Source organism: Niastella caeni, assembly GCF_004834005.1.
In the GTDB taxonomy this organism is placed as follows: domain Bacteria; phylum Bacteroidota; class Bacteroidia; order Chitinophagales; family Chitinophagaceae; genus Niastella; species Niastella caeni.
In genome coordinates this window covers 1-21,455 of the sequence record NZ_STFF01000006.1, presented here as the reverse complement: position 1 = coordinate 21,455, position 21,455 = coordinate 1, and the positions used below count along the sequence as shown (strand labels likewise).

Annotated in this window: 14 protein-coding genes; 11 read left to right on the top strand and 3 right to left on the bottom strand. The window is 43.4% G+C overall.

Going from position 1 to position 21,455, the window contains the following annotated elements; genetic code table 11:
• Positions 1 to 345 precede the first annotated feature (345 nt).
• From FAM09_RS20630 to FAM09_RS20595, 8 genes are all read left to right on the top strand, one after another.
• Positions 346 to 3,882 (top strand): SusC/RagA family TonB-linked outer membrane protein, encoded by a 3,537-nt coding sequence (locus tag FAM09_RS20630; RefSeq protein ID WP_166437214.1) that lies wholly within the window; start codon positions 346 to 348, stop codon positions 3,880 to 3,882.
• 20 nt (positions 3,883 to 3,902) lie between these two features.
• Positions 3,903 to 5,357: a RagB/SusD family nutrient uptake outer membrane protein gene (locus FAM09_RS20625; protein ID WP_136579049.1), complete on the top strand. Its 1,455-nt coding sequence runs from the start codon at positions 3,903 to 3,905 to the stop codon at positions 5,355 to 5,357.
• Between the two features lie 16 nt (positions 5,358 to 5,373).
• Positions 5,374 to 6,660 carry a TlpA family protein disulfide reductase gene (locus tag FAM09_RS20620; protein WP_136579048.1) on the top strand — a complete coding sequence of 429 codons (1,287 nt, stop codon included), beginning with the start codon at positions 5,374 to 5,376 and terminating at the stop codon, positions 6,658 to 6,660.
• Between the two features lie 22 nt (positions 6,661 to 6,682).
• Complete coding sequence (locus tag FAM09_RS20615; protein WP_136579047.1) at positions 6,683 to 7,600, top strand: TlpA family protein disulfide reductase; 918 nt, start codon at positions 6,683 to 6,685, stop codon at positions 7,598 to 7,600.
• A gap of 57 nt (positions 7,601 to 7,657) precedes the next feature.
• Positions 7,658 to 8,785, top strand: coding sequence for a TlpA disulfide reductase family protein (locus tag FAM09_RS20610; protein WP_136579046.1), 1,128 nt, complete (start codon positions 7,658 to 7,660; stop codon positions 8,783 to 8,785).
• A gap of 6 nt (positions 8,786 to 8,791) precedes the next feature.
• Complete coding sequence (locus FAM09_RS20605) at positions 8,792 to 11,731, top strand: M16 family metallopeptidase (protein ID WP_136579045.1); 2,940 nt, start codon at positions 8,792 to 8,794, stop codon at positions 11,729 to 11,731.
• Between the two features lie 296 nt (positions 11,732 to 12,027).
• On the top strand, positions 12,028 to 12,570 hold the full coding sequence (locus FAM09_RS20600) for an RNA polymerase sigma factor (RefSeq protein ID WP_136579044.1): 543 nt from the start codon (positions 12,028 to 12,030) through the stop codon (positions 12,568 to 12,570).
• A gap of 57 nt (positions 12,571 to 12,627) precedes the next feature.
• Positions 12,628 to 13,110 carry a hypothetical protein gene (locus FAM09_RS20595; protein ID WP_136579043.1) on the top strand — a complete coding sequence of 161 codons (483 nt, stop codon included), beginning with the start codon at positions 12,628 to 12,630 and terminating at the stop codon, positions 13,108 to 13,110.
• Between the two features lie 290 nt (positions 13,111 to 13,400).
• Here the strand turns inward: FAM09_RS20595 and FAM09_RS20590 are convergent, their stop codons facing one another.
• Positions 13,401 to 13,679 carry an RloB domain-containing protein gene (locus tag FAM09_RS20590; protein WP_136579042.1) on the bottom strand — a complete coding sequence of 93 codons (279 nt, stop codon included), beginning with the start codon at positions 13,677 to 13,679 and terminating at the stop codon, positions 13,401 to 13,403.
• 1 nt (position 13,680) lies between these two features.
• Complete coding sequence (locus FAM09_RS20585) at positions 13,681 to 13,917, bottom strand: AAA family ATPase (protein WP_136579041.1); 237 nt, start codon at positions 13,915 to 13,917, stop codon at positions 13,681 to 13,683.
• A gap of 158 nt (positions 13,918 to 14,075) precedes the next feature.
• Between FAM09_RS20585 and FAM09_RS20580 the strand changes: the two genes are divergently transcribed.
• The 3 genes from FAM09_RS20580 (at position 14,076) to FAM09_RS20570 (ending at position 21,112) form a co-directional block, all read left to right on the top strand.
• Positions 14,076 to 15,917, top strand: coding sequence for a sensor histidine kinase (locus tag FAM09_RS20580; RefSeq protein ID WP_136579040.1), 1,842 nt, complete (start codon positions 14,076 to 14,078; stop codon positions 15,915 to 15,917).
• Complete coding sequence (locus FAM09_RS20575; protein ID WP_166437213.1) at positions 15,904 to 16,527, top strand: response regulator transcription factor; 624 nt, start codon at positions 15,904 to 15,906, stop codon at positions 16,525 to 16,527. The genes FAM09_RS20580 and FAM09_RS20575 overlap by 14 nt, the downstream gene beginning before the upstream one ends.
• 220 nt (positions 16,528 to 16,747) lie before the next feature.
• Positions 16,748 to 21,112 carry an FG-GAP-like repeat-containing protein gene (locus FAM09_RS20570; RefSeq protein ID WP_136579038.1) on the top strand — a complete coding sequence of 1,455 codons (4,365 nt, stop codon included), beginning with the start codon at positions 16,748 to 16,750 and terminating at the stop codon, positions 21,110 to 21,112.
• Positions 21,113 to 21,174: 62 nt separating this feature from the next.
• Here the strand turns inward: FAM09_RS20570 and FAM09_RS20565 are convergent.
• Positions 21,175 to 21,455: T9SS type A sorting domain-containing protein (locus tag FAM09_RS20565; RefSeq protein WP_136579037.1), on the bottom strand; the 281-nt coding region annotated here is incomplete at its 5' end.

Here is a 21,455-nt window from a genome sequence, read left to right as displayed (position 1 = left end):
AACTTAAAATATCATCATGATGAATCGTCCATGACAAAATTTTCATTATGACACACAGGGCAATGAAAATTTTGTCATGGTAAGATCCATCTGGCCAAACAACAATTAATATTTTCAGATGAAATAACCAACAGGCTGCCTGATAAAAAAACCGAAGATGCTGAGAACATCTCCGGTGAATAACAGGCCAGTCAATAAAGCAATTATTATTTCGAGACAACTGCTTATTATCAACCAAACCAGAACCAAGTTATGACATTTTCTGCTTTAAACCAGCCGTCGTGGCCTGGAACGGCCCGTTGTGCCTGTAGCTACCCGACGGTTTCAACCAAAACGCTGTTAGCAATGAAACTGACAATTGTTTTATTAACTGCCTTTTTATTTCAGGTGCAGGCTGCAGGACTGGCGCAATCTGTTACAGCGAATTTACAGAAGGAACCTTTGCGGAATGTTTTCAAGATCGTTGAAAAACAAACCGGCGTTACTGTTTTTTACAATGATGAGTACATAAAGAATACGAACCCTGTAACAATCGATGCGCGCCAGATGCCGCTGGCTGATTTTTTGACTGCCATTTTGAAACCGGAGAAACTCACTTTTGAGATGAAGCAGGGCAATGTGGTAGTGATGCGCGAAAAAGAGGTGAAATTTTCTGGTTCTCCATCGCAAAAGATAATGGTAACAGGAAAGGTAACAGATAATAATAAGAATCCTTTAAGAGGGGCCACCATCCGGGTAAAAGGAAGCGTAAAAGTGGTGGTGAGTGATGAGAATGGCATGTTTAAACTGGAAGCTGAAAAAGGAGAAGTGCTTTTAATAACTTTTGTTGGCTTCAATGAAAAGGAAATTATAATAACAGATGCACAAGTGATAACGGTTGTGCTTGTTCCTTCGGAACAGGTGCTTGAATTGGCAGAAGTGGTTTCTACAGGCTACCAGAAAATTACCCGGGAGCGAAATACCGGTTCGGTGGCCAAAGTAGACATGGTTACTGTTGCCACCCGGTCGGGCAGTACCAACATTCTGCAAAGACTGGATGGGTTAGCACCCGGGGTGGTAGTGAACAACGCACCCGGCGGAGAGCCCTTGCTGATCCGGGGGTTAACTTCGCTCAATTCTACCAGGTCGCCGCTGATCGTGGTAGACGGGGTGGAATTGCCCTCCGATAACACCAGCGATGATTCCCGTAACAATGTATTCAATATATCTAATCCTATTTCTAACATCAATCCGCAGGACGTTGAAGACATCACCATTCTGCGCGATGCGTCTGCCGCTTCTATCTGGGGCGCCAAAGCCGCCAACGGCGTGATCGTTATTACTACCAAAAAAGGTAAAGCAGCACAAAAACTTCGGGTTGAATACGATGGGTATTATAATTTCCAGGGCAGGCCCGACCGCGCATATGTTCCCAAATTGAACAGCCGGGAATTTATTGCCGTTGCCAAAGAGATCTTTCCGCAATATGCACCGTATAATAACTGGAGTTCGGTGCAGTCGATCGTTCCCGTTCCCCCGCATCTACAGATCCAGTATGACCAGTACCGCGGACTGATCACCCCACAGCAGGCTGATAAAAGTTTAGACAGCCTGGCAAGCCTTGATAACAGGGGAGAGATCGCTGATGTTTTTTATAGAAAGGCGGCCACCACCAATCATACGGTTTCGCTTTCAGGAGGTGGGAACGTGTACAGTTTTTACGGATCGGTGAGCTATACCGGCATTCAAAGCAGCACCCGCGGAGAGAAGAACAATACCTATAAATTGAACCTTCGGCAGGATTTCAATCTTAACAAGCGACTACAACTGTCATTAATAACCGATCTTACAAATACCGTAGCAAGTGCTGGCAATCTCGGTAACGGCATTACGGCTCCCGACGTATCGTTTGTGCCTTACCAGCGTTTTCGCGATCATGCAGGGAATCCCCTGGCAGTAAACTTTCTCGGTAGTTACAGCGATTCGCTCAGGCTCGACTACGCTGCCAGAAGCCGGGTTAACCTCGATTATGTACCCATAGATGAAATGAACCGGGCGCACGCAAAGAGCAATCTGATTGCGGGCCGGGTAGTAGGAAGCGCCCGATTGCAAATATTGAAAGGCCTTCGCTTTGAAGGTACGTATGGCTACCAGACGTTTTCAAGGAACAGCCGTTTGACACAGGACCAGGAAAGTTATGTGGTAAGGGACCAGTTGGTTAAGTTTACGCAGTCTCCTACCAGTACCAGTAATCCCACGTATTGGTTGCCGAAAGATGGCGGCATGCTCACCGTTAAGAATGCGTCACAAAAAAACTGGACGGTTCGAAACCAACTGGTATTCGACCGGAACTGGGATCCGCATCAGTTGACGGTACTGTTTGGTCAGGAAGCCACCAGTATTACGCCGCTTACTGCTGAAGCTATCTATTACGGTTGGGATGACCAGTTGCAGGTTGGCCGGCCTGTAAATATCGATATGCTGATGAAGGGAATTACCGGCACCATACCCGGTGGAACAAGGGTATTGGACAGTAATAACGTAAGGGGGGGCGAAGGCGCTGTGGCCAGAACGACTTCCTATTATTCTACACTAGGTTATATGTATGATCGCAGGTATGCGTTGAATGCGAGCTGGAGAATTGATCAGAGTAATTTATTCGGCCTTGCCAAATCCGCACAGAACAGACCGGTGTACAGCATTGGCGGCAAATGGTTGCTGAATAACGAAGCCTTCATGAAATCGGTGGACTGGGTGAATCGGCTGAACGTACGATTCACTTATGGCATAACGGGTAATGCGCCCCGGCCGGCACAAGCCGCCTCTTTCGATATTCTGCAGGCTTCTTCAAACGTTAACTATGTGAATGGCGTGGGTTTAATAGTGGCAACACCCGGGAACGATAAGCTTTCCTGGGAAGGGACAAAGATCTACAATACCGGGTTGGATTTTACTTTTTTCAGATCGAGATTCGGCGGGTCGATTGATCTTTATGTGAAAAAAACTACCTACCTCATCGGCCCCCTGATGACGGCCCCCCTCACAGGGTATGCTACCGTTATTGGCAATTATGGCGATCTCGAGAATAAAGGCATCGAATTCAGCCTGAACTCCATCAACATCAATAAACAAAATTTCGGCTGGATCACCGTGCTGAATGTGGCCTACAATAAAAATAAAATAACCCGGATGGCCAATGCTACTGCCATCACCACCGGTACAGGTATGATCAATTCCGCTTTCGCGGAAGGAAAACCTGCGTATGCGTTATTCGAGTTTATAAATGGCGGGCTGAATGCATCCGGCGATCCCCAGATCATTCAGGCCGATGGAAAAATATTGTCTGCAAAGAACGGTTCCAAACGGGAAGATGTTCATTTGGCGGGAACTTCTCAACCGATCTGGACCGGCGGGTTGTTCAATACGTTTACTTACAAAGGTTTTCAGTTAGGCGTTAATATCAGTTTCAATGTAGGACATGTGCTTTTCCGTGATTTCAACCGGGTGTGGAGTGAACCTCTGTATCAAAATAACATTCAACCCGAATTCGCCAATCGTTGGAAGGCACCGGGCGACGAAAACAAAACCAATATCCCGAGGTTTGCCTATAACAGCAGTATCGCGAATGCCAGAAATGATTTATATTATCAGTACTCAAATCTGAACTCCTTTAACGCTTCTTACGCAAAGATCAGGGAGATCACGCTTTCCTACTCCCTCGAAAAGGGTTTTGTACAACGGATAGGCGCAGAGGGATTGACGTTCCGGGCACAGGTATCGAATCTCATGCTCTGGAAGAAAAATAATTTCGGCATCGACCCTGAGTTTCAATCGCCTGATGGTTACCGGAATATCCGTACAGGACAGGGTACCATTACCGTTGGCGCACACCTCACTCTTTAATCAAAACCAGCTTTACAATTATGAGATCAATTCATAAAATATCAATACCATTTTTTTTTATAGGGCTGCTTCTTCAAACCGCCTGTTCCAAAGACTTTTTGGAAATTGAGGCCAAGGGTTCGCGCATAGCAAAAACAACGCTCGATTATGAACAATTGATGAACGCTGTAGCGCTCCAGGTGCTTTACGCTCCCTCTTTGTACCTGGGTGATGAAATGGCCGCCCAGCAATCTTATATGGATGCCGCCGCCATCAGGTCGCAACGGTTATTCAGGTATGAAGACAGGGTGTATGATGAAGATCAGCTTCCATCCGAAACCTGGCATCTCACCAGCATCTATACCTTCAATAAGGTCATCAACGAAGTGATGCAGTCGCAGGGTGGTACCGATCAGCAAAAAAAGGCGATCCTGGCGCAGGCCAAAGTAGGCAGGGCGCTTTGCTATCTTTATTTTCTCAATGATTATTCGTTGCCTTATAATGCAGCTACCGCAGCTACCGACCCGGGTGTGCCACTGCTTACCAAAGCAGATGTAACCCAGTCTTCATTTGTACGGGCTTCCGTGCAGGAAAGCTATGATTTCATCCTAAAAGACCTTGCAGATGCCTTGCCTGATCTGGAGCCGTTGACCCACCGGCGAAAATTTTCGCGGGTGGCGGCCGAACTCCTCCTGGCCCGTGTTTATTTGTATATGGCAAAGTTCAATGAATCCAGAACACATGTGGATGCGGGATTTGCTGAACTGGGCAAGGCCACGATCCCCCTGGAGTTATACGATTACAATATCGTGTTGGACGAAAACAACATCGACTCCTGGTTCCCCGACTTCGGCTTCGGGCTTTCCAACTTTCCATTGGCCGCCAATAATACGGAGGTGATGTACAATCTCAGCATGATCAATTTTCAATTTCAGCAGGCTAATACTTATGTGTTCTCACCCGAAACAGCGGCCTTGTACGATCCTATGGATTACAGGCTGCTGTTGTTCTCCGAAACAGAAATGTTCGATCCGGGTATAATATTTCCCGGTGGCATGCGGCGTTACTCCGCTGCGTTATTCAGCGGATTGCAGGTAGGCCCTTCGTTACCCGACCTGTACCTGATGCGGGCCGAGTTAAAAGCAAGGGCAGGTGACCTTACGGGCGCAAAGAGCGACCTGGAAGTGTTGCGCGCCAAAAGAATGCCTGCAAATATCGTAGCTGTACCAGTGAACACAGCAAGTAATAAAGAAGCGCTGGTTCGTTTCATTCTCGATGAGCGTATTCGTGAATTCGCCACCTCGGGCATGCGCTGGATGGATATGCGCCGGCTTTCAGTAGACCCGGTTTACAGCAATACGGTTAAATATACACACAAGCTTTATGATGATGCAGGCAATGTAGTGGCCACCTATACGCTGAAGCCTGAACGATTTGCCCTGAAATTCGGCGAACGCATGTTGGCCGAAAACAAGGGGTTAACTGAGAATAAGTAATACAAATTTGAAGAATATGAAAAGGATAATTTTGCTTTTATTGATTTCGAGCCCTGTTTTTGCGCAGCAGGTAAAACCCACGAATTATAATTTTGAAGACTTTGTTTTGATCGTGAACGTAGAAGATCAGGAGAAGCAATACGACGAAATGTTGAAGGCAACTCCCATTGACCCTGCCAAACCATCCATGTATGAGGAATACCGGGCGCAATTGGCGCTGGGATGGCTTTCACATGGAAACTTTGAACGGTATTGGTATTACAAGAACACCAAACCGAAATTCAATGTATTGCAGCTCATGTATCTTACCTATGCCATGGAATACCTGCTGGATGCCAATAAGAACCCGGCCGAACTGGAGAAAGTGTCGGCAGGAATATTGAAAGACATAACAGACGGAACAATCAGTGATCCCATCGGCAGAACGCAGCCTGTCATGGAAATAAATGCCGCGGTGAATGCCCAATTGGGAAACATAGCCATCGCCGAAAAAATGCTGGCCGGTTCTTCGGAGGTGAAAGACGGGATGCGCGATATGAAATATTTCAGGGATGCCAGAGCCAATTACCTGAACCGGTATGCCATCGTGTTGTCAGCAGCGGGGAAACACCAGGTGGCATTCGATACCTTAAGCAAAGCTTTCCGCGAGGCGGATTCAAAACCCGTTATGGTGAATACCTTCAGACAGGTGTACACCAAAGTGAAAGGTTCCGACAAAGGATTTGAAAAATACCTCAAAGAACTACAGCAGGAAGCCTACCAGGAATGTTATAAAGAAGTGGCGAAATTATACATCGCTTCTCCCCAAACAACCTTAGATGGATTTTTTCCCAATCAACGTAAAGACGCGAAACCCATGAAGCTCTTCCAGGCCAAACAACCGGTGAAAGATATTGTGATGGTGGATCTGAATGGCAAACCCGTTCAGTTGGGTAACTATAAAGGAAAAGTATTGGCGCTGGATTTCTGGACTACCATGTGTACGCCCTGTGTGGCCGCATTCAGTGGCTTTGAGCGGGTGGTGGCTGATTACAAAAAAGAGGCTTTTCAACTATTCGTAGTGAACCTGTTCGAAGAACAGGCCACCGTACAATCATTTGTAGCTAAGAAGGGTATAACGCTCGATGTGTTGCAGGATCAGGACAACAAAGCCTATGATGTTCAGGGAACGCCCACCAAAATCGTATTTGATCCGTTGGGAAATATCCGGTTCTACAGCTCCGGCTATGCCGGTTCCACCGACCGGGAATATTATAAGCTGAAGTCAATGGTAGAGATCACCAAAGCAAGGTATAAAGGGTAATAAGTAACTCAATGCATACAATATGAGATCGATGATTTTTTTGTGGTTAGCGAGCCTGGCAGTTTTTCATGGCCAGGCTCAGGACAACCACCCGGTTTCCTGGAAATTTAATAGTGATTCTACTGCACCACGCACTTATATAATACATTTCACGGCATCGATCAATGAACCGTTTCACATCTATCCGCAGACTTTTGCAGGCGGGTTAGGAATGCCTACCACGATTACGTTTGAGAAAGATCCCAATGTGGAACTGATCGGGAAGCTGGAGGAAAAAGGGGTTGAACCGTCAAATAGCGGGGTGGCGTATTATGCAGGAGGCGTTACTTTTTCGCAAACCATTCAGTTGAAAGCCGACCAGAAAACGACATTACGTTTCCGGATCAAATACATGGCATGCACCGATGAAATGTGTTTGCCGCCTTCCTCCGCAGCGTATACGCTGGTGGTAAACGATAAAGAGGGCGCATCCCCAGGTGCCGGGGAAGAAAAAATTGCGGCGGCTCCTGATAAACCAGCCGTGATCCTGCAATATGAAGATTTTATCATGGCGAATACGGAAGGGAAAAAAGTGGCTACCAAAACCATCACGGCCGCCAGCAAATATACTTTCATCGATTTCTGGGCAAGCTGGTGTGCGCCTTGCCGTTCACAGGCCAGGGCGTTGTTGCCATTGTACAAAAAATACAAAGCGAAAGGGCTGGGCGTAATAGGCGTTTCGCTGGATACGGATGCCGCCAGGTGGAAAAAAGCCATCCGGGAAGATGGCTACCCCTGGACCAACCTCAGCGACGGTAAAGGATTCGATTCACCCATCAGCAAAAAATATGGTATTACAGCTATTCCCAAAAATCTCCTGATCGATAAAAAGGGAAATATAATTGTAATGAACCTGCATGGAAAAGCGCTCGAAGCCAGGCTGGAGGAATTATTTAAATAAGTTCGCTGGCTTCCTGATCGCAACGCCTGTTTTCAAAACAAATGACTTATAAAAGCAATGAAAAAATTAATTATAGTACTGGCAATGATACGGCTGACTGCTTTTGGTCAGAGCAGTAAAGGATTTATAATCGATGGCAGATATGGCACTTTTAATAAACCAGCCAAGGCATACCTGGAGTATAGCATGGGGGATGCCGCTATTATAGATTCGGTTGTGTTGAAAAATGGTTTTTTTAAATTCACCGGGAAGGCAACCAATACGCCGGTAATGGCCACACTGATCTTTGATACCAAAGGCGTGGGGAGAACCAATAGTATGGAACAACGACCGGTTTATATAGAGCCTGGTATGATTAAGTTTGCGGCGAAAGGAGCCACCGTTATTGGTTCGCAGGTAACCGGAACTCCCTATAATAACGATGATAACGATTTGAACAACCTTGTGGATGCCGCTTGCTCAAATATGACAGCCGAAGACAAAATGTTTATGGAGGGGAAAATATCACCACAGAACACGCCGGATTATGAGACCATGCTGGAGGGTTTTCGGAAAAGGTTTAGTGATGCGACAATGGACGCATACGTAAGGTTCATAAAAACGCACCCTTCCTCCATGCTGGGTTTGCAATTGTTTCCCAAGATCGCTTATGAACAGCCTTATAGTATGGTTAAACCTTTATTTGACGGATTGTCACCGGAAGTTAAAAACAGTAAGGACGGTAAAAAATTGGCCGATAACCTGGAAAAGATGAGAGCGACAGCAATAGGGCAACCAGCGCCTGACTTTGAAATACCCGATACGGAAGGTAAACTGGTTAAACTTTCATCATTTCGTGGCAGGTATGTACTGCTCGACTTCTGGGCTTCCTGGTGTGGGCCGTGCCGCGCTGAAAACCCCAACCTCATTAATATCTACAACAAATTTAAAGACCGGAATTTTACGATCATTGGTGTTTCTCTAGACAAGTCTGACAGTAAAGCAGCGTGGTTAGCCGCTATTAAAAAAGATGGGCTTCCATGGTTACAGCTTTCTGACGGGAAGTTTTGGGATAGCCCGGCGGCAAAATTATACGGCGTGCAGGCAATTCCTCAGAATTTTTTAATTGATCCCAACGGCGTTATTGTTGGGAAGACCCTGATGGGAAAAATGTTAGAAGCCAAACTGGCTGTAATTTTTAAATAAGCTATAATGATAAGAGTAATATATTGTTCGGTTTTATTATCGATCTTTTTTTCTATTGCAACATATGCCCAGAAAAGTTACGACTGGAAGCAGGGAGCTGCTGGCGGGTACAATTATAAGTATGTGACCAACGACCCAACCGGAACCCGTTTTTATACTTTGAAGAATGGCCTCACGGTCATTCTTTCCAAAAACACAAAAGAACCCCGCATAGCAGTCAGGATCGCTGTAAGAACAGGCAGCAACAATGATCCCAAAGACCATACTGGTTTAGCCCACTACCTGGAGCATTTATTATTTAAGGGTACCGACAAATACGGTTCACTGGATTGGGAAAAGGAGCAACCATTGCTTTTGAAGATTGAGAATTTATATGAACAATATAATTCAACAAAAGACGATGCGAAACGCAGGGAAATTTATAAGGAGATAGATAAAGTTTCCGGTGAAGCGGCAAAGTTTGCTATCGCCGGCGAGTATTCCAAAATGATGACGGCCCTGGGCGCCCAGGGAACCAACGCTTATACTTCCGTTGAACAAACAGTGTATGAAGAAGATATTCCGGCCAATGCCATTGATAAGTTTCTGGCCATACAGGCTGAACGTTTTCGGAACCCCGTTCTAAGAATATTTCATACCGAGCTGGAAGCCGTATATGAAGAAAAGAACAGGGCGCTGGACAATGACAATAACAAAATGCAGGAAGCCATGTTCTCGACTGTGTTTCCCACGCATAATTACGGACTTCAAACCACTATTGGCACCATTGAGCATTTGAAGAATCCATCAATAAAGGCTATTAAAGAATATTATAAGAAGTATTATGTGCCCAATAATATGGCTATTATCATGGCGGGTGATTTTAATGCTGATGAATTGATCGCAAAAATAGACCGCCAGTTTGCTTATATGCGGCCTGCACCGCTGCAGGCATACCAGGGAACTAAAGAGAAGGATATTGAAGGGCCCGTCGTTAAAGAAGTGTTTGGCCCAACGGCAGAAAGTATACGCTTGCTGTATCGCTCGGCGCCGGCAGGTACAAGGGATGCTTTATTGGCGAACCTGGCATCCGCAGTACTTTACAATGGGAAAGCAGGCCTGATCGATCTGAACCTGAATAAACAACAAAAAGTGTTAGGCGCAGGCGCTGTACTGTGGCAGTTCAATGATTATGGCGTATTCTTTCTGGTGGCTTCACCAGGGCAGGGGCAAAGTCTTGATGACGCAAAGGAATTGATACATGCGCAATTGAAAGACCTGAAAAGCGGGCATTTTGATGAATCGTTGATCAGGGCAGTTGTGGCCAATAATAAATTAGACAAGTTGCAATCCCTGAAGAATAACGCGAGCCGTGTCGAAAACCTGGTGGATGAGTTCATTAAATTTAAAGGATTGGAATGGAATAAAGCCATAGCCATGACAGAAGAAATGGGTAAGGTGACGAAAAAAGAACTCGTTGCATTCGCCAACCGGTTCTTTACCGACAGGAATTATGTGATACTTTATAAAAGAAAAGGCGAGGATAAAAACACGGTGAAGGTAGATAAACCTCCTATTACGCCTGTAGTGACCAATGAAGACAAAACATCCCCCTTTGTTCATTCCATTCTTGAAACACCATTTCCCGCAATCAGGCCGGTTTGGGTTGAATATGATAAAGACCTTCAAAAAACCAACCTGTCAAACGCCGGGGTACTGTACGTTCAAAACAGGGAAAATGAGCTGTTTGAGCTATCATACCGGTTCGATATGGGAAACAGGAACAATAAATTATTACCTGTAGCTGCGCAGTATTTAGAATATTTAGGCACCGACAAGTGGTCTTCTGAGGAGATCAGCAAGCAGTTTTACAATCTCGCCTGCAGTTTCAACATTTACACAGGAGGCGAGCAAACAACTATTTCTATAACAGGTTTGAATGAGAATTTTGATAAAGCAGTAAGCCTTTTTTCAGTGTTGCTGAAAAATTGCAAACCAGATCTGAAGGCATTGCAGGGCCTGCAAAATACTTTATTCAAAGCCCGGTCAAACAGTCTGTTGAACAAAGGTGCGATCGCAAGGGCTTTGCAATCCTATGCTATGTATGGTGCGAGCAACCCCTTTAATTATACCCTGTCGAATAATGAGCTTAAAGCATTACAACCGGAAGACCTGACCAATGTATTGCATGCCTTATTCAATTATCAGCATAGAATCTGTTATTACGGCCCGCAGCCGGTTGCCGGTTTAATCAAAAAAGTTAAGGAGCTGCATAAGCTGCCTTCTTCCTGGCTACCTTCTCCCGAGGCTGCAAAATTTGAACGTGTACCGCAGGAAAGCAATAAAGTGTTATTCACAAATTATGATGCGGTACAGTCAGAGATCTTTTGGGTGAAAAATTTGTCGGCATATGACTCCCGGCAGGAAGCATTGATAAATTTATTCAACAGTTATTTTGGAGGAGACATGGGATCTGTTGTTTTTTCTACCATCAGAGAATCAAAAGCTTTGGCATATGCCACCTATGCACAGATCAGTATACCGGAAAAGAAAAATGATAACTTTTCAATGGTTGCATATGTGGGATGTCAGGCCGATAAAATGAACGATGCCATTGCAGGCATGAATGAGCTTTTAAACGAACTGCCAAAAACGGAAGGGAGCTTTAAAAACGCCCAATCAGGGTTGATGAAGAACATAGAGACGGAAAGGATCACAGAAGATGCGATCATTACAGATTATCTTACAGCACAACAAAAAGGGATAGATCATGATCTTCGTAAGGATAATTATGCTCAATACGGCAACCTGACCTTAGACGACGTTTATAAATTTCATAAAGAAACACTTTCAGGGAAGCACTATACATATTGTGTAATTGCATCCGACAAACGGATCAATCCCGACGAATTAAAGAAATATGGAACGTTACAGACCTTGTCGGTAAACGAGCTGTTTGGATTTTAATATATTTCAACAGGTTCGAAAGTTGTAACCTACAGGCCCGCGGAAAATTGAAGCCTTCAAGTCGTTGACCTTGAAGGTTTTTTAAATTTCGAATACTTTTAATTAAATTAACCGATTTGTATTAATTGTCTTATTATCAAGCAATGAGAAGGTTCGTATCCCCAATGAAGCCCTTGGACCGTTACCAAAATAGTTAGGGCTATTTACTTGATTACTGCCAAGTTTGATAATATTTATAAAAGTTCTGGGTGATAATATCAAATAAGTGGTATTAACCTTTAAAATTCTAAGTCAATATGCCAGAAATAGCAGATAATATATTACTTGATAAATTGAGGATGGAAGAAAATGATGCATACAATTTGCTATACAAAGCTCATTTTCCTTCGACAGCTAATTATATAAAGAAAAATAGTGGCAATGATCAGGATGCCGAGGATATTTTTCAAGAGTCTATTTTAGTTTTGCTTGATAAATTAAGGCGACCCGATTTTATTCTGACCTCTTCGTTAAAGACTTACCTTTTTTCTATATCCAAAAATCTTTGGCTAAAAAAAATCAGAAGCAAAAAAGGTTTCATTATTGGTATTACTGTCGATGAAATTGAGACAATAAATTTCGATTCGGAAGCCAACCAAAACTGCAAAGAAGAAAAACTAGCGACCTGGCTTGATAAAATTACCGCCAACTGCCAACGCATTTTGAAAGCTATATTTTTCTTAAACGAGCCTATGGATAGGCTAATGTTAAAAATGGGCTGGAAAAATAAACACACCGCATCAAATCAAAAATACAAATGCATAGAACAGATTAGAAAGGAAAGCGGAAATAAATTTTAATGCCTGGGTGATACTTCGTTTAATTTGGTATAAATGTTTATATCAAAAAACGATAAAATGAACAAATTAAAAACATTTTTCAGCCTCCTTTCAATGTCAATTACTTTCTTGTCTCACGGACAAGAGACTAACGGTATTCAACCGACTGTCTATCCATCCAAAATATTTGCAGTCATAAATCGAGCCGATTGGTGCAGTATATGCAAAGCCAATGGCGAAAGATTTGGCAAAAACATTATTCCCTATGCCTCAAAAGGATTGGTGATTATCACGAATGATTTGACGGATGATTCGACCATTGAAAAGTCAAAGGCCGAGCTAAAAAGATCTTCCCTTTACATGCAGATTTACGAAACCAGGCGAAAAGGCGTAGGCAGAATGATGCAAGTCTGTGGCTTTATACATGGCAAAAACAGATCAATAGCAACAGGCATAGTAACTTTTATTGATGCCAAAACGCGGAAAGTATTGAGCGAAAAAAGCTTAGCGATTGCCAACATTGAAATGAATCAAATAATTGGCAATCTTTTAAACAAGTAAACGATGACAAAGCGAACGAAAATAATTTTGTGCATAATATCAATCGTCTTAACAACATTATGCATTTACCATTTTTTGGGATAATTAAAGCTTACAATAATGAAAGAAAATATCAATATTTGGGGCATTAAAGAATATGAAGGAGATGGAGTTAGTTGTCCAATAATTCCCACTAATCTACCCTGGTATAAAAAAGCCGTCTTGACTTTTTTTAGATTTGGGGTTTGCCCGATATGTATAACTATGAGCATTGCATTTAGCATTATAAAATTTCGTGCGAAAGTGCCCCGTTAGGGGCATTTTTCGTTTCCTCGCTGGCCGTCGCTGATCACCTTGTCCATATCAATAAGAACGTACACTCTTTCGTATTCATATTCTTCAACAAGCTGTACTGCTTTGTTCAAGACGCTCTTGTAGGAGCCCGGCTTCATAGGCAAATCCGGAAAAAGATCCAGGTCTGACGGTCTGTCTGTATCGTTTACATTGGCAAAATAGATCTGCTCCGTCTGACCATCTCCGACAAGGGCGACCTTGGGTTTGGACGGAATTCGTCTTGGCTTCCTGGTCATGTCATTCTGAAGTTAAATATGGTGAGCCCAAATTGGGTTTTGCGCCAAGCCTGCCAGATCTATATGCATTGATCAGGCTTGCTCCCTTTCTTAATGTGGCACTGTCAAAATCAATGGCGGAATAAAGAGAAACCTGCCCAGCTTTGCTTTTCTCGGTGAACCAAACCTTGCGAATAAAATCCTTTTCTTCCAACAAAAAAATGTTATGTGAAGCGAAGATCAATAAAAACAGGTTCATCCAATCTGCGTGATTTTTTACTGAATGGCTTAAAATATTGTTTCACACTAAAAAATGGCGTATAATAGAGGAAATGCAATTGTTGGCGGCAAGGCTATCAGCGACAATTACAAAATAAACATTCGGACATTTTATATGAAAAAGGCTACTGCTTTGAAATGAGAACAGTCTATTTGAAATTATTATTATTTGTTGCTTGTATAAACCCTTCCATTTTTTATGGCCAGCCCATAGTTACATTGAAAAACAATGAAGATAACGTTGTACTCAACTCCAGTGTATGGCTATATACCAACCAGCATACCGGCATACATGATATCGAAAAGGTTCGCAACGCCTCACAGGAGCAATTTATACAAAATCAATACAAACAGGATGTGCATTATGGTTTTCACTGGCCGGCCGGCTGGTGTAAATTTACTCTTACCAATTCTTCTGACAATATAAACTGGGTATTGAAAGTTCAGCAAAACCGGGTAGATAGTGTGCAATTGTATGTGATGCGGCATAACTCCCTGGAGAAATATCCGCTTACCGGGCACTTTCTGAAGATGTCTCAAAGACCCTTTTACTCCCTGCATTTTGTCTATAACCTTTTTTTGCAAAAGAATGATACAATTACGTGCTATTTATATACACAGCGGCAGTTTGGCCGGCATGCCAATATTCTTAACCTGCAAACAAAGCGTTATTTTCAGAATTATGAATACCTGTTTAGCATGGCGTTTTGTTTTATTGAAGGTATGATCGTACTGGCGGCATTGGTGGGGCTCGTTTTATATTTTTTTATTGCGCATAAGGTATATTTATACTATAGCATTTATTGCCTGAGTTTTTTTACACTATTACTGGCTAATTCAGGATTGATGCATGCATTTATATCTGATAAACAGCATCAACCCATGATCAATACCTTCACTACAATCTTTTATTACTGGCTGGTGGGATGGTCTTGTTTATTCACTGTTGTATTATTAAATCTCAAATCACATCGCTTCAGATGGCTGTACTACACAGGCATTTGCAGCGGTTGGTTGTTTTGCCTGATAGCGATAGCGCTCCTCTTTTTGCCATTGCCTGATGCCATACGCTGGTGGCTTGGTTATTTCTCCTATTATATTATATTCTTTGTTAATGCCTTTATTCTTTTTTCCATCTGCATTCGAATCGCCAGTAAAGATCTGGTCGTATACCTGTATCTGTCAGGTTTTTTATCAACCCTGATCATAGCATCTATATTAATGCTGGCCGATCTGCAATGGATAGACGGTGTGAACCAGAATACCGATATTTATTTCTTTACCCCACTCATTGAAATATTATGCATGGTGTTAGGAATGGGCTTCCATTTTTCAAAAGCCATTAAAGAAAAACTAAGGGTTCAGGTCGATCTAAATAAGGTTCAACAACAGATCATCACGATACAGGAAGATGAGCGGGAGCGCATTGCCCGTGATCTGCACGATGAAGTAGGCAACTCCCTTGCAGCGGTTAAAAACATGCTGGTCCTTAAAAAAGATTACCCGGTTATAGAAAAGGAAATTGAAACTATTCTCCACGATATAAGGAATATCAGTCATAACCTGATGCATATAAACTTTAATGAATACGAACTGCCCGATATTTTGCGGCATACCGTTAATAAGTTTATAGAACATCCTGCTATATCTTTTGATTTTGTACAAACAGGTAGCATGGTAAAACTAAATCCGGTTACAGAACTGTTTATTTACCGCATCGTAAATGAACTTATTACGAACATCATTAAGCACGCCGGGGCCAAAGCGGCTTTTATTCAGGTCATTTACCAGGATAAAAGTCTGGTAGTGATGGTTGAAGACAATGGAAGCGGGATGGCAAAAGCCGGTAACGGTTCAGAGCAGGGCATTGGTTTGAAAAATATCAGGCACAGAGCTGCTTATATCGGTGCAAGACTTAATTTTGAAAGCGACAGTAATGGTACGCTCGTTATACTGGAGATCCCTTATGACAACAAATGAAAAAATTAAAATACTGATCATTGACGACCACCGGCTCTTTAGCGACGGTTTATGTGCCATGTTGCAGCCGGAACCCGGCATTGAAGTGCTATCGAGGATATATGATAGCCGCGAAGCCTTACGGGCTATCAGAGAACTGGAACCTGAAATAGTGCTTGTAGATTTCAATATGCCTTATATCAATGGGCTGGAACTGACCCGTTTGTTGCTTGAAAATCATCCCAACCTGAAGATATTGATCCTGAGTATGTACCATGAAGAACGGTATACCGAAACATTCCGGAAATCCGGCATACGCGGGTATTTATTTAAAACGGTTTCTGCTGAGGATGTGATACTGGCTATTCAAACAGTGCATTCAGGCGGCTTTTACTTTCCAAATACTTCTGGGAAAAGCAATCATGCCGACGACAATTTTTTAAAAGCATTGAAACTTTCTCCGCGCGAACTGGAAGTCATTACCCTGATAAAAGCGGGTTTAAAAACCAAGGAGATTGCCGAAAAGCTTAACCTCTCTTTTTATACTGTTGAAACACATCGAAAGAACATAAAGTTAAAAGCCGGACTGAAAGGCGAAAATGATTTTCTTCGATTTATTTATGAATTGTGATGATCTGAAAGTCCCCTCATATTATCCCTCACAGTTAAATATATCATCGGTTAAGTATATGAACCAAAATACCTGACATCAGGTATTGTTGCGGGTTCTGCCTGAAAGTAATTTCGTGCCATATCGTAATTGCCTATCCTAATTATTTGAACATGATTGCACCAGCAATCATTATTCACTGTTCATAATTATACAATTCAATAGCTTAAACTACTCTGTGATGCTAAATCCCTTATACGCTTTGGCAGCCCTTTTGGTATTGCCTGTAGTTCCAACATCATTTGAAACAAAAAAAAATTTATCTGATGATGTAAAGTTGTGCCAGGAACAACCCTATGTAGTTAATTTGTTGACAGCGCAGAAAAATCAGGCAGAGAACCAGGAGGTTAAAATGCTCAAACAAAATGGCTGGTTCAACAATGTGGTGAAAGAATTGCAGAAGAAAGAATATGAATTTTCTCGCGGAAATGATTCTGCTACATATACTACCTACAACAGGAAGAACAATTTTTACTTTCATTATAATAGCAATGGTTTTACGGTGCAACCCGGAACCACCAAAGCGCCGGTTGGAAAAATGGAAGCAACAACTACAACGGATGAAATAAGATATTCCGGTTTACCCAACTGGGAAGTAGCCTTTAACCTTGATAGAAGCCAGGTAGGTGAAGGCCAGTGGCAGATCAATGGCAATAAGGCTGAATACGATGCAGGTAATATAGTTGTTCAATACATAAATAATGAGAATGGATTGCGGCAGAACTTTGTGGTAAAGCAACCGCTTTCGAAACAAGGTGACCTTAAACTTCGTTTCAGTGTATCTACCAATCTTCAGCAACGTATGCAAAAAGACCGTTTACAATTTCTGCATAAGCAAAGCGGTGTGGTATTGAACTACGACCAATTAAAAGTGTGGGATGCCAATGGCCGGCCGCTGGAAGCCTTTTTTGAAAAAGATAATATGCATTACTGCGTACACGTACAAAGTAAAGATGCTGCTTACCCCATCACCATTGACCCGCTCAGTAATGCGCCGGCTGCCATGATAGAAAGCAACCAGGACAATGCGAATTTGGGCTATTCAGTCTCCAGTGCCGGCGATGTAAACGGCGATGGGTATAGTGATATAATTGTTGGAGCTTACAATTACGATAATGGACAAGCTAATGAAGGTGCTGCCTTTATATACCACGGTTCCTCCACAGGTGTCAGTACTGCTGCTGCAGCAATGATAGAAGGTGGCCAGGACAATGCTAATTTTGGCTTTGCGGTATCCGGGGCTGGTGATGTGAATGGCGATGGATTTAGTGATGTGATCGTGGGAGCGCCACTATACAATAATGGGCACACCGATGCGGGGGCCGCTTTTGTGTACCATGGATCGGGGAACGGCATCAATACAACTGCCGCAACGATGCTGGAAAGCAACAGCAACCAGAACTCTACTTTTTTTGGATTTTCGGTATCCGGGGCTGGTGATGTAAATGGCGATGGGTATAGTGATGTGATCGTGGGCGTTCCTTTATACGATAATGGGCAAACCAATGAAGGAGTTGCTTTGATATATCAAGGTTCATCCACAGGCATCAGTACTGTGGCCCCTGCTATGCTGGAAAGCAATCAGGATGTTGCTAATTTGGGCTATTCGGTATCAGGCGCCGGTGATGTAAATGGCGATGGGTATAGTGAGGTGATAGTGGGCTCTCCATTATACGATAATGGTCAAACTAACGAAGGAGTTGCGTTTATATATCATGGATCTTCCAGCGGCATCAATACATTAGCCGCCGCTATGATAGAAAGCAACCAGGACACAGCGAATTTAGGCTATTCAGTATCCAGTGCAGGCGATGTAAATGGCGATGGGTACAGCGATATAATCGCAGGTGCTTATTTATACGATAATGGACAAATTGACGAAGGTGCTGTCTTTGTATATCATGGATCTTCAGGCGGCATCAATTCAACTGCCGCAGTTATGCTGGAAAGTAACCAGGCCGGCGCCTATTATGGGCGGTCGATAGCTTGTGCGGGGGATGTAAACGGCGATGGGTACAGCGATATTATTGCAGGTGCTTATTTATACGATAATGGACAAATTGACGAAGGTGCGGCCTTTATTTATCAGGGTTCAGCCATAGGTATCAGCAGTACTACTGTTGTATCCCTTGAAAGCAACCAGGCCTATGCGAGTTTTGGTTATTCGGTATCCAGTGCCGGCGATGTAAACGGCGATGGGTACAGCGATATAATTACAGGTGCTTATTTATACGATAATGGACAAACTGATGAAGGATCCGCTTTTGTTTACCATGGCGCCTCCTCCGGCATCAAAACAACTGCTGCTGCGGTATTGGAGAGCAATTTGAATGGTGCTAATTCCGGGATTTCAGTAGCTTGTGCGGGCGATGTCAACGGCGATGGGTACAGCGATATTATCGTCGGAGCTTTTTTTTACTCTAATAACCAGGGCGCTGCTCTCGTATACCATGGTTCATCTTCCGGTATTAGTACAACTGCTGCTGCTATCATGGTAAGCAACCAGACGGTTTCTTTTTTTGGGTGGTCGGTATCCGGTGCCGGTGATGTGAACGGGGATGGATACGGCGATATAATCGTAGGTGCTGACCATTACGATAATGGGCTCACTGATGCAGGCCGGGCGTATATATATTATGGATCTTCTACCGGCATCAATACAACTGCTCCTGTTATAGTAGAGGGAGACCAGAATACTGAATATTTTGGCACATCGGTATCCAGTGCGGGCGATGTGAACGGCGATGGGTACAGTGATGTTATTGTTGGTGCTACAAATTACGATAATGGGCAAACCAATGAAGGTGCAGCGTTTATTTACTATGGTTCTTCCGCCGGTATCAATACAACTACTGCGGCCAGGATAGAAGGCAACCGGGCAAGCGGAGGTTTGGGCTCATCGGTATCCGGCGCAGGTGATGTGAACGGCGATGGGTACAGCGATATAATCGTTGGTGCGGGCAGTTATAATAATGGGCAAATTGCCGAAGGCGTCGTCTTTATTTATCACGGGTCTGCCACCGGCATCAATACAACTGCCGCCACGATGCTGGAATACAACCAGGCATCTGCTTTATTTGGCTGGTCGGTATCCGGCGCAGGCGATGTGAACGGTGATGGGTATAGCGATGTGATCGTAGGTGCTAAATTTTATGATAATGGTCAAACCAACGAAGGCGCTGCCTTCATTTACCATGGATCTTCCTTTGGCGTCAATACAACTGCTGCTGCTATACTGGAAATCAACCAGGATAATGCTTATACTGGCGGAGGTGGATCACAAACAGGACGAATGGTATCCGGTGCGGGCGATGTAAACGGCGATGGGTACGGCGATATAGTCGTTGGCGCAAACGGTTACGATAACGGTCAAACGAATGAAGGGGGGGCTTTTGTTTACCATGGTTCACCCACCGGCATTCAAACAACTGCCGCAGCTATGCTGGAAAGCAACCAGGGGAGTGCTTCTTTTGGTGCTTCGGTATGCGGTGGCGATGTAAACGGCGACGGGTATAGCGATGTAATTGTTGGAGCTCATCAGTACAGTAACGGTCAAACGAATGAAGGGGCTGTCTTTGTGTATAATGGAAACAGCGCTGGTAACAATATGCGCAATAACATGGATCTATACAATACCGATTTAAATACGCCAATAAACAGCAGCAATTTTAGTAATACCAATTTCGGGACGGGGTTATTTGCCCGTTCGTTCCTGGGCAATCAACAAGGCAAATTGGTTTGGGAAACCCGGGTAAGTTATAATGCATACAGCGGTACACCCATTACCAACAGCGTAGTGTTTACCTCGGCACAAAACAACTATTCCAGCCTGGGTGTATCAGGGATAGCCTTGAAAAATGTAGTGGCAAAAGTAGTAACCGCAGCCAATTTTTACACTAAAATAAGAACAAGGGTAAAATACAATCCCGTTACAGCCATTACCGGGCAGGTATACGGTCCATGGCGGTATGTACCTGACCAGGCTTATTTATCAATAGTACCATTGCCGTTACATATTACCGCCTTCAACACACAATGGCTACGTAAGGGCGTTACGGCACAGGTGAAATTTTCGGTAGATGAAGAATCGGACGTTTGCTGTTATATAATTGAAAAAAGCAGTTCTGGTTTTGATTTTAAGGAAACGGGAAAATTGAATGCCAATAATACGGGAGGTGCAGCCAGCTATAATTTTACCGATATTAACGCAATCGGTCTCAAACTGTATTACCGGATAAAAATCGTGTTTACCAATGGAAATATAGAATACAGTAATATCAGTTTATTGCAAAATATCAGCACCACTGAAATTATTGTATTCCCCAACCCTGCGGCCAATGAGTTATGCTTGTTGTTGAATAAAAATTACACAAACATGAATGTACAGATCGTAAACAGCACCGGACAAATGGTGAAACAACTAAACAATGTATTAATCACAACGCAAAAGTTAACCATACCTGTTATTAATTTAAAACCAGGTATGTATTTTATGTATTTGCAAAGTGGCGACGAAAAGCAAGTTTTACAGTTCATGAAACAATAAAGGTTGAAAAACTAAAACGCCTTCAAATTGTTGAATTTGAAGGCGTTTTCTCGTTCGAAATATTATTGTATCATGAGCTTAACATGTTCACGGATCTCCTCTCCCTCTATGAGTACCAGGTATACCCCTTTGGCCAGCGTGGGCAGTTTCAGTTTATACGGCTGACCGATATTGTTCAATTCATAAGCATGTAAAACCTGTCCCTGGTAACTAACCAGCTTCACCGTCGCCTTTCGGCTGAGAGAACGGGACAACTGGATCGTTATCTGATCAGACGCTGGATTAGGGAATAGCTGTATATGAGTACGAGCGTCATCTCCGAAATAAAGCCAGTGCGTACGGC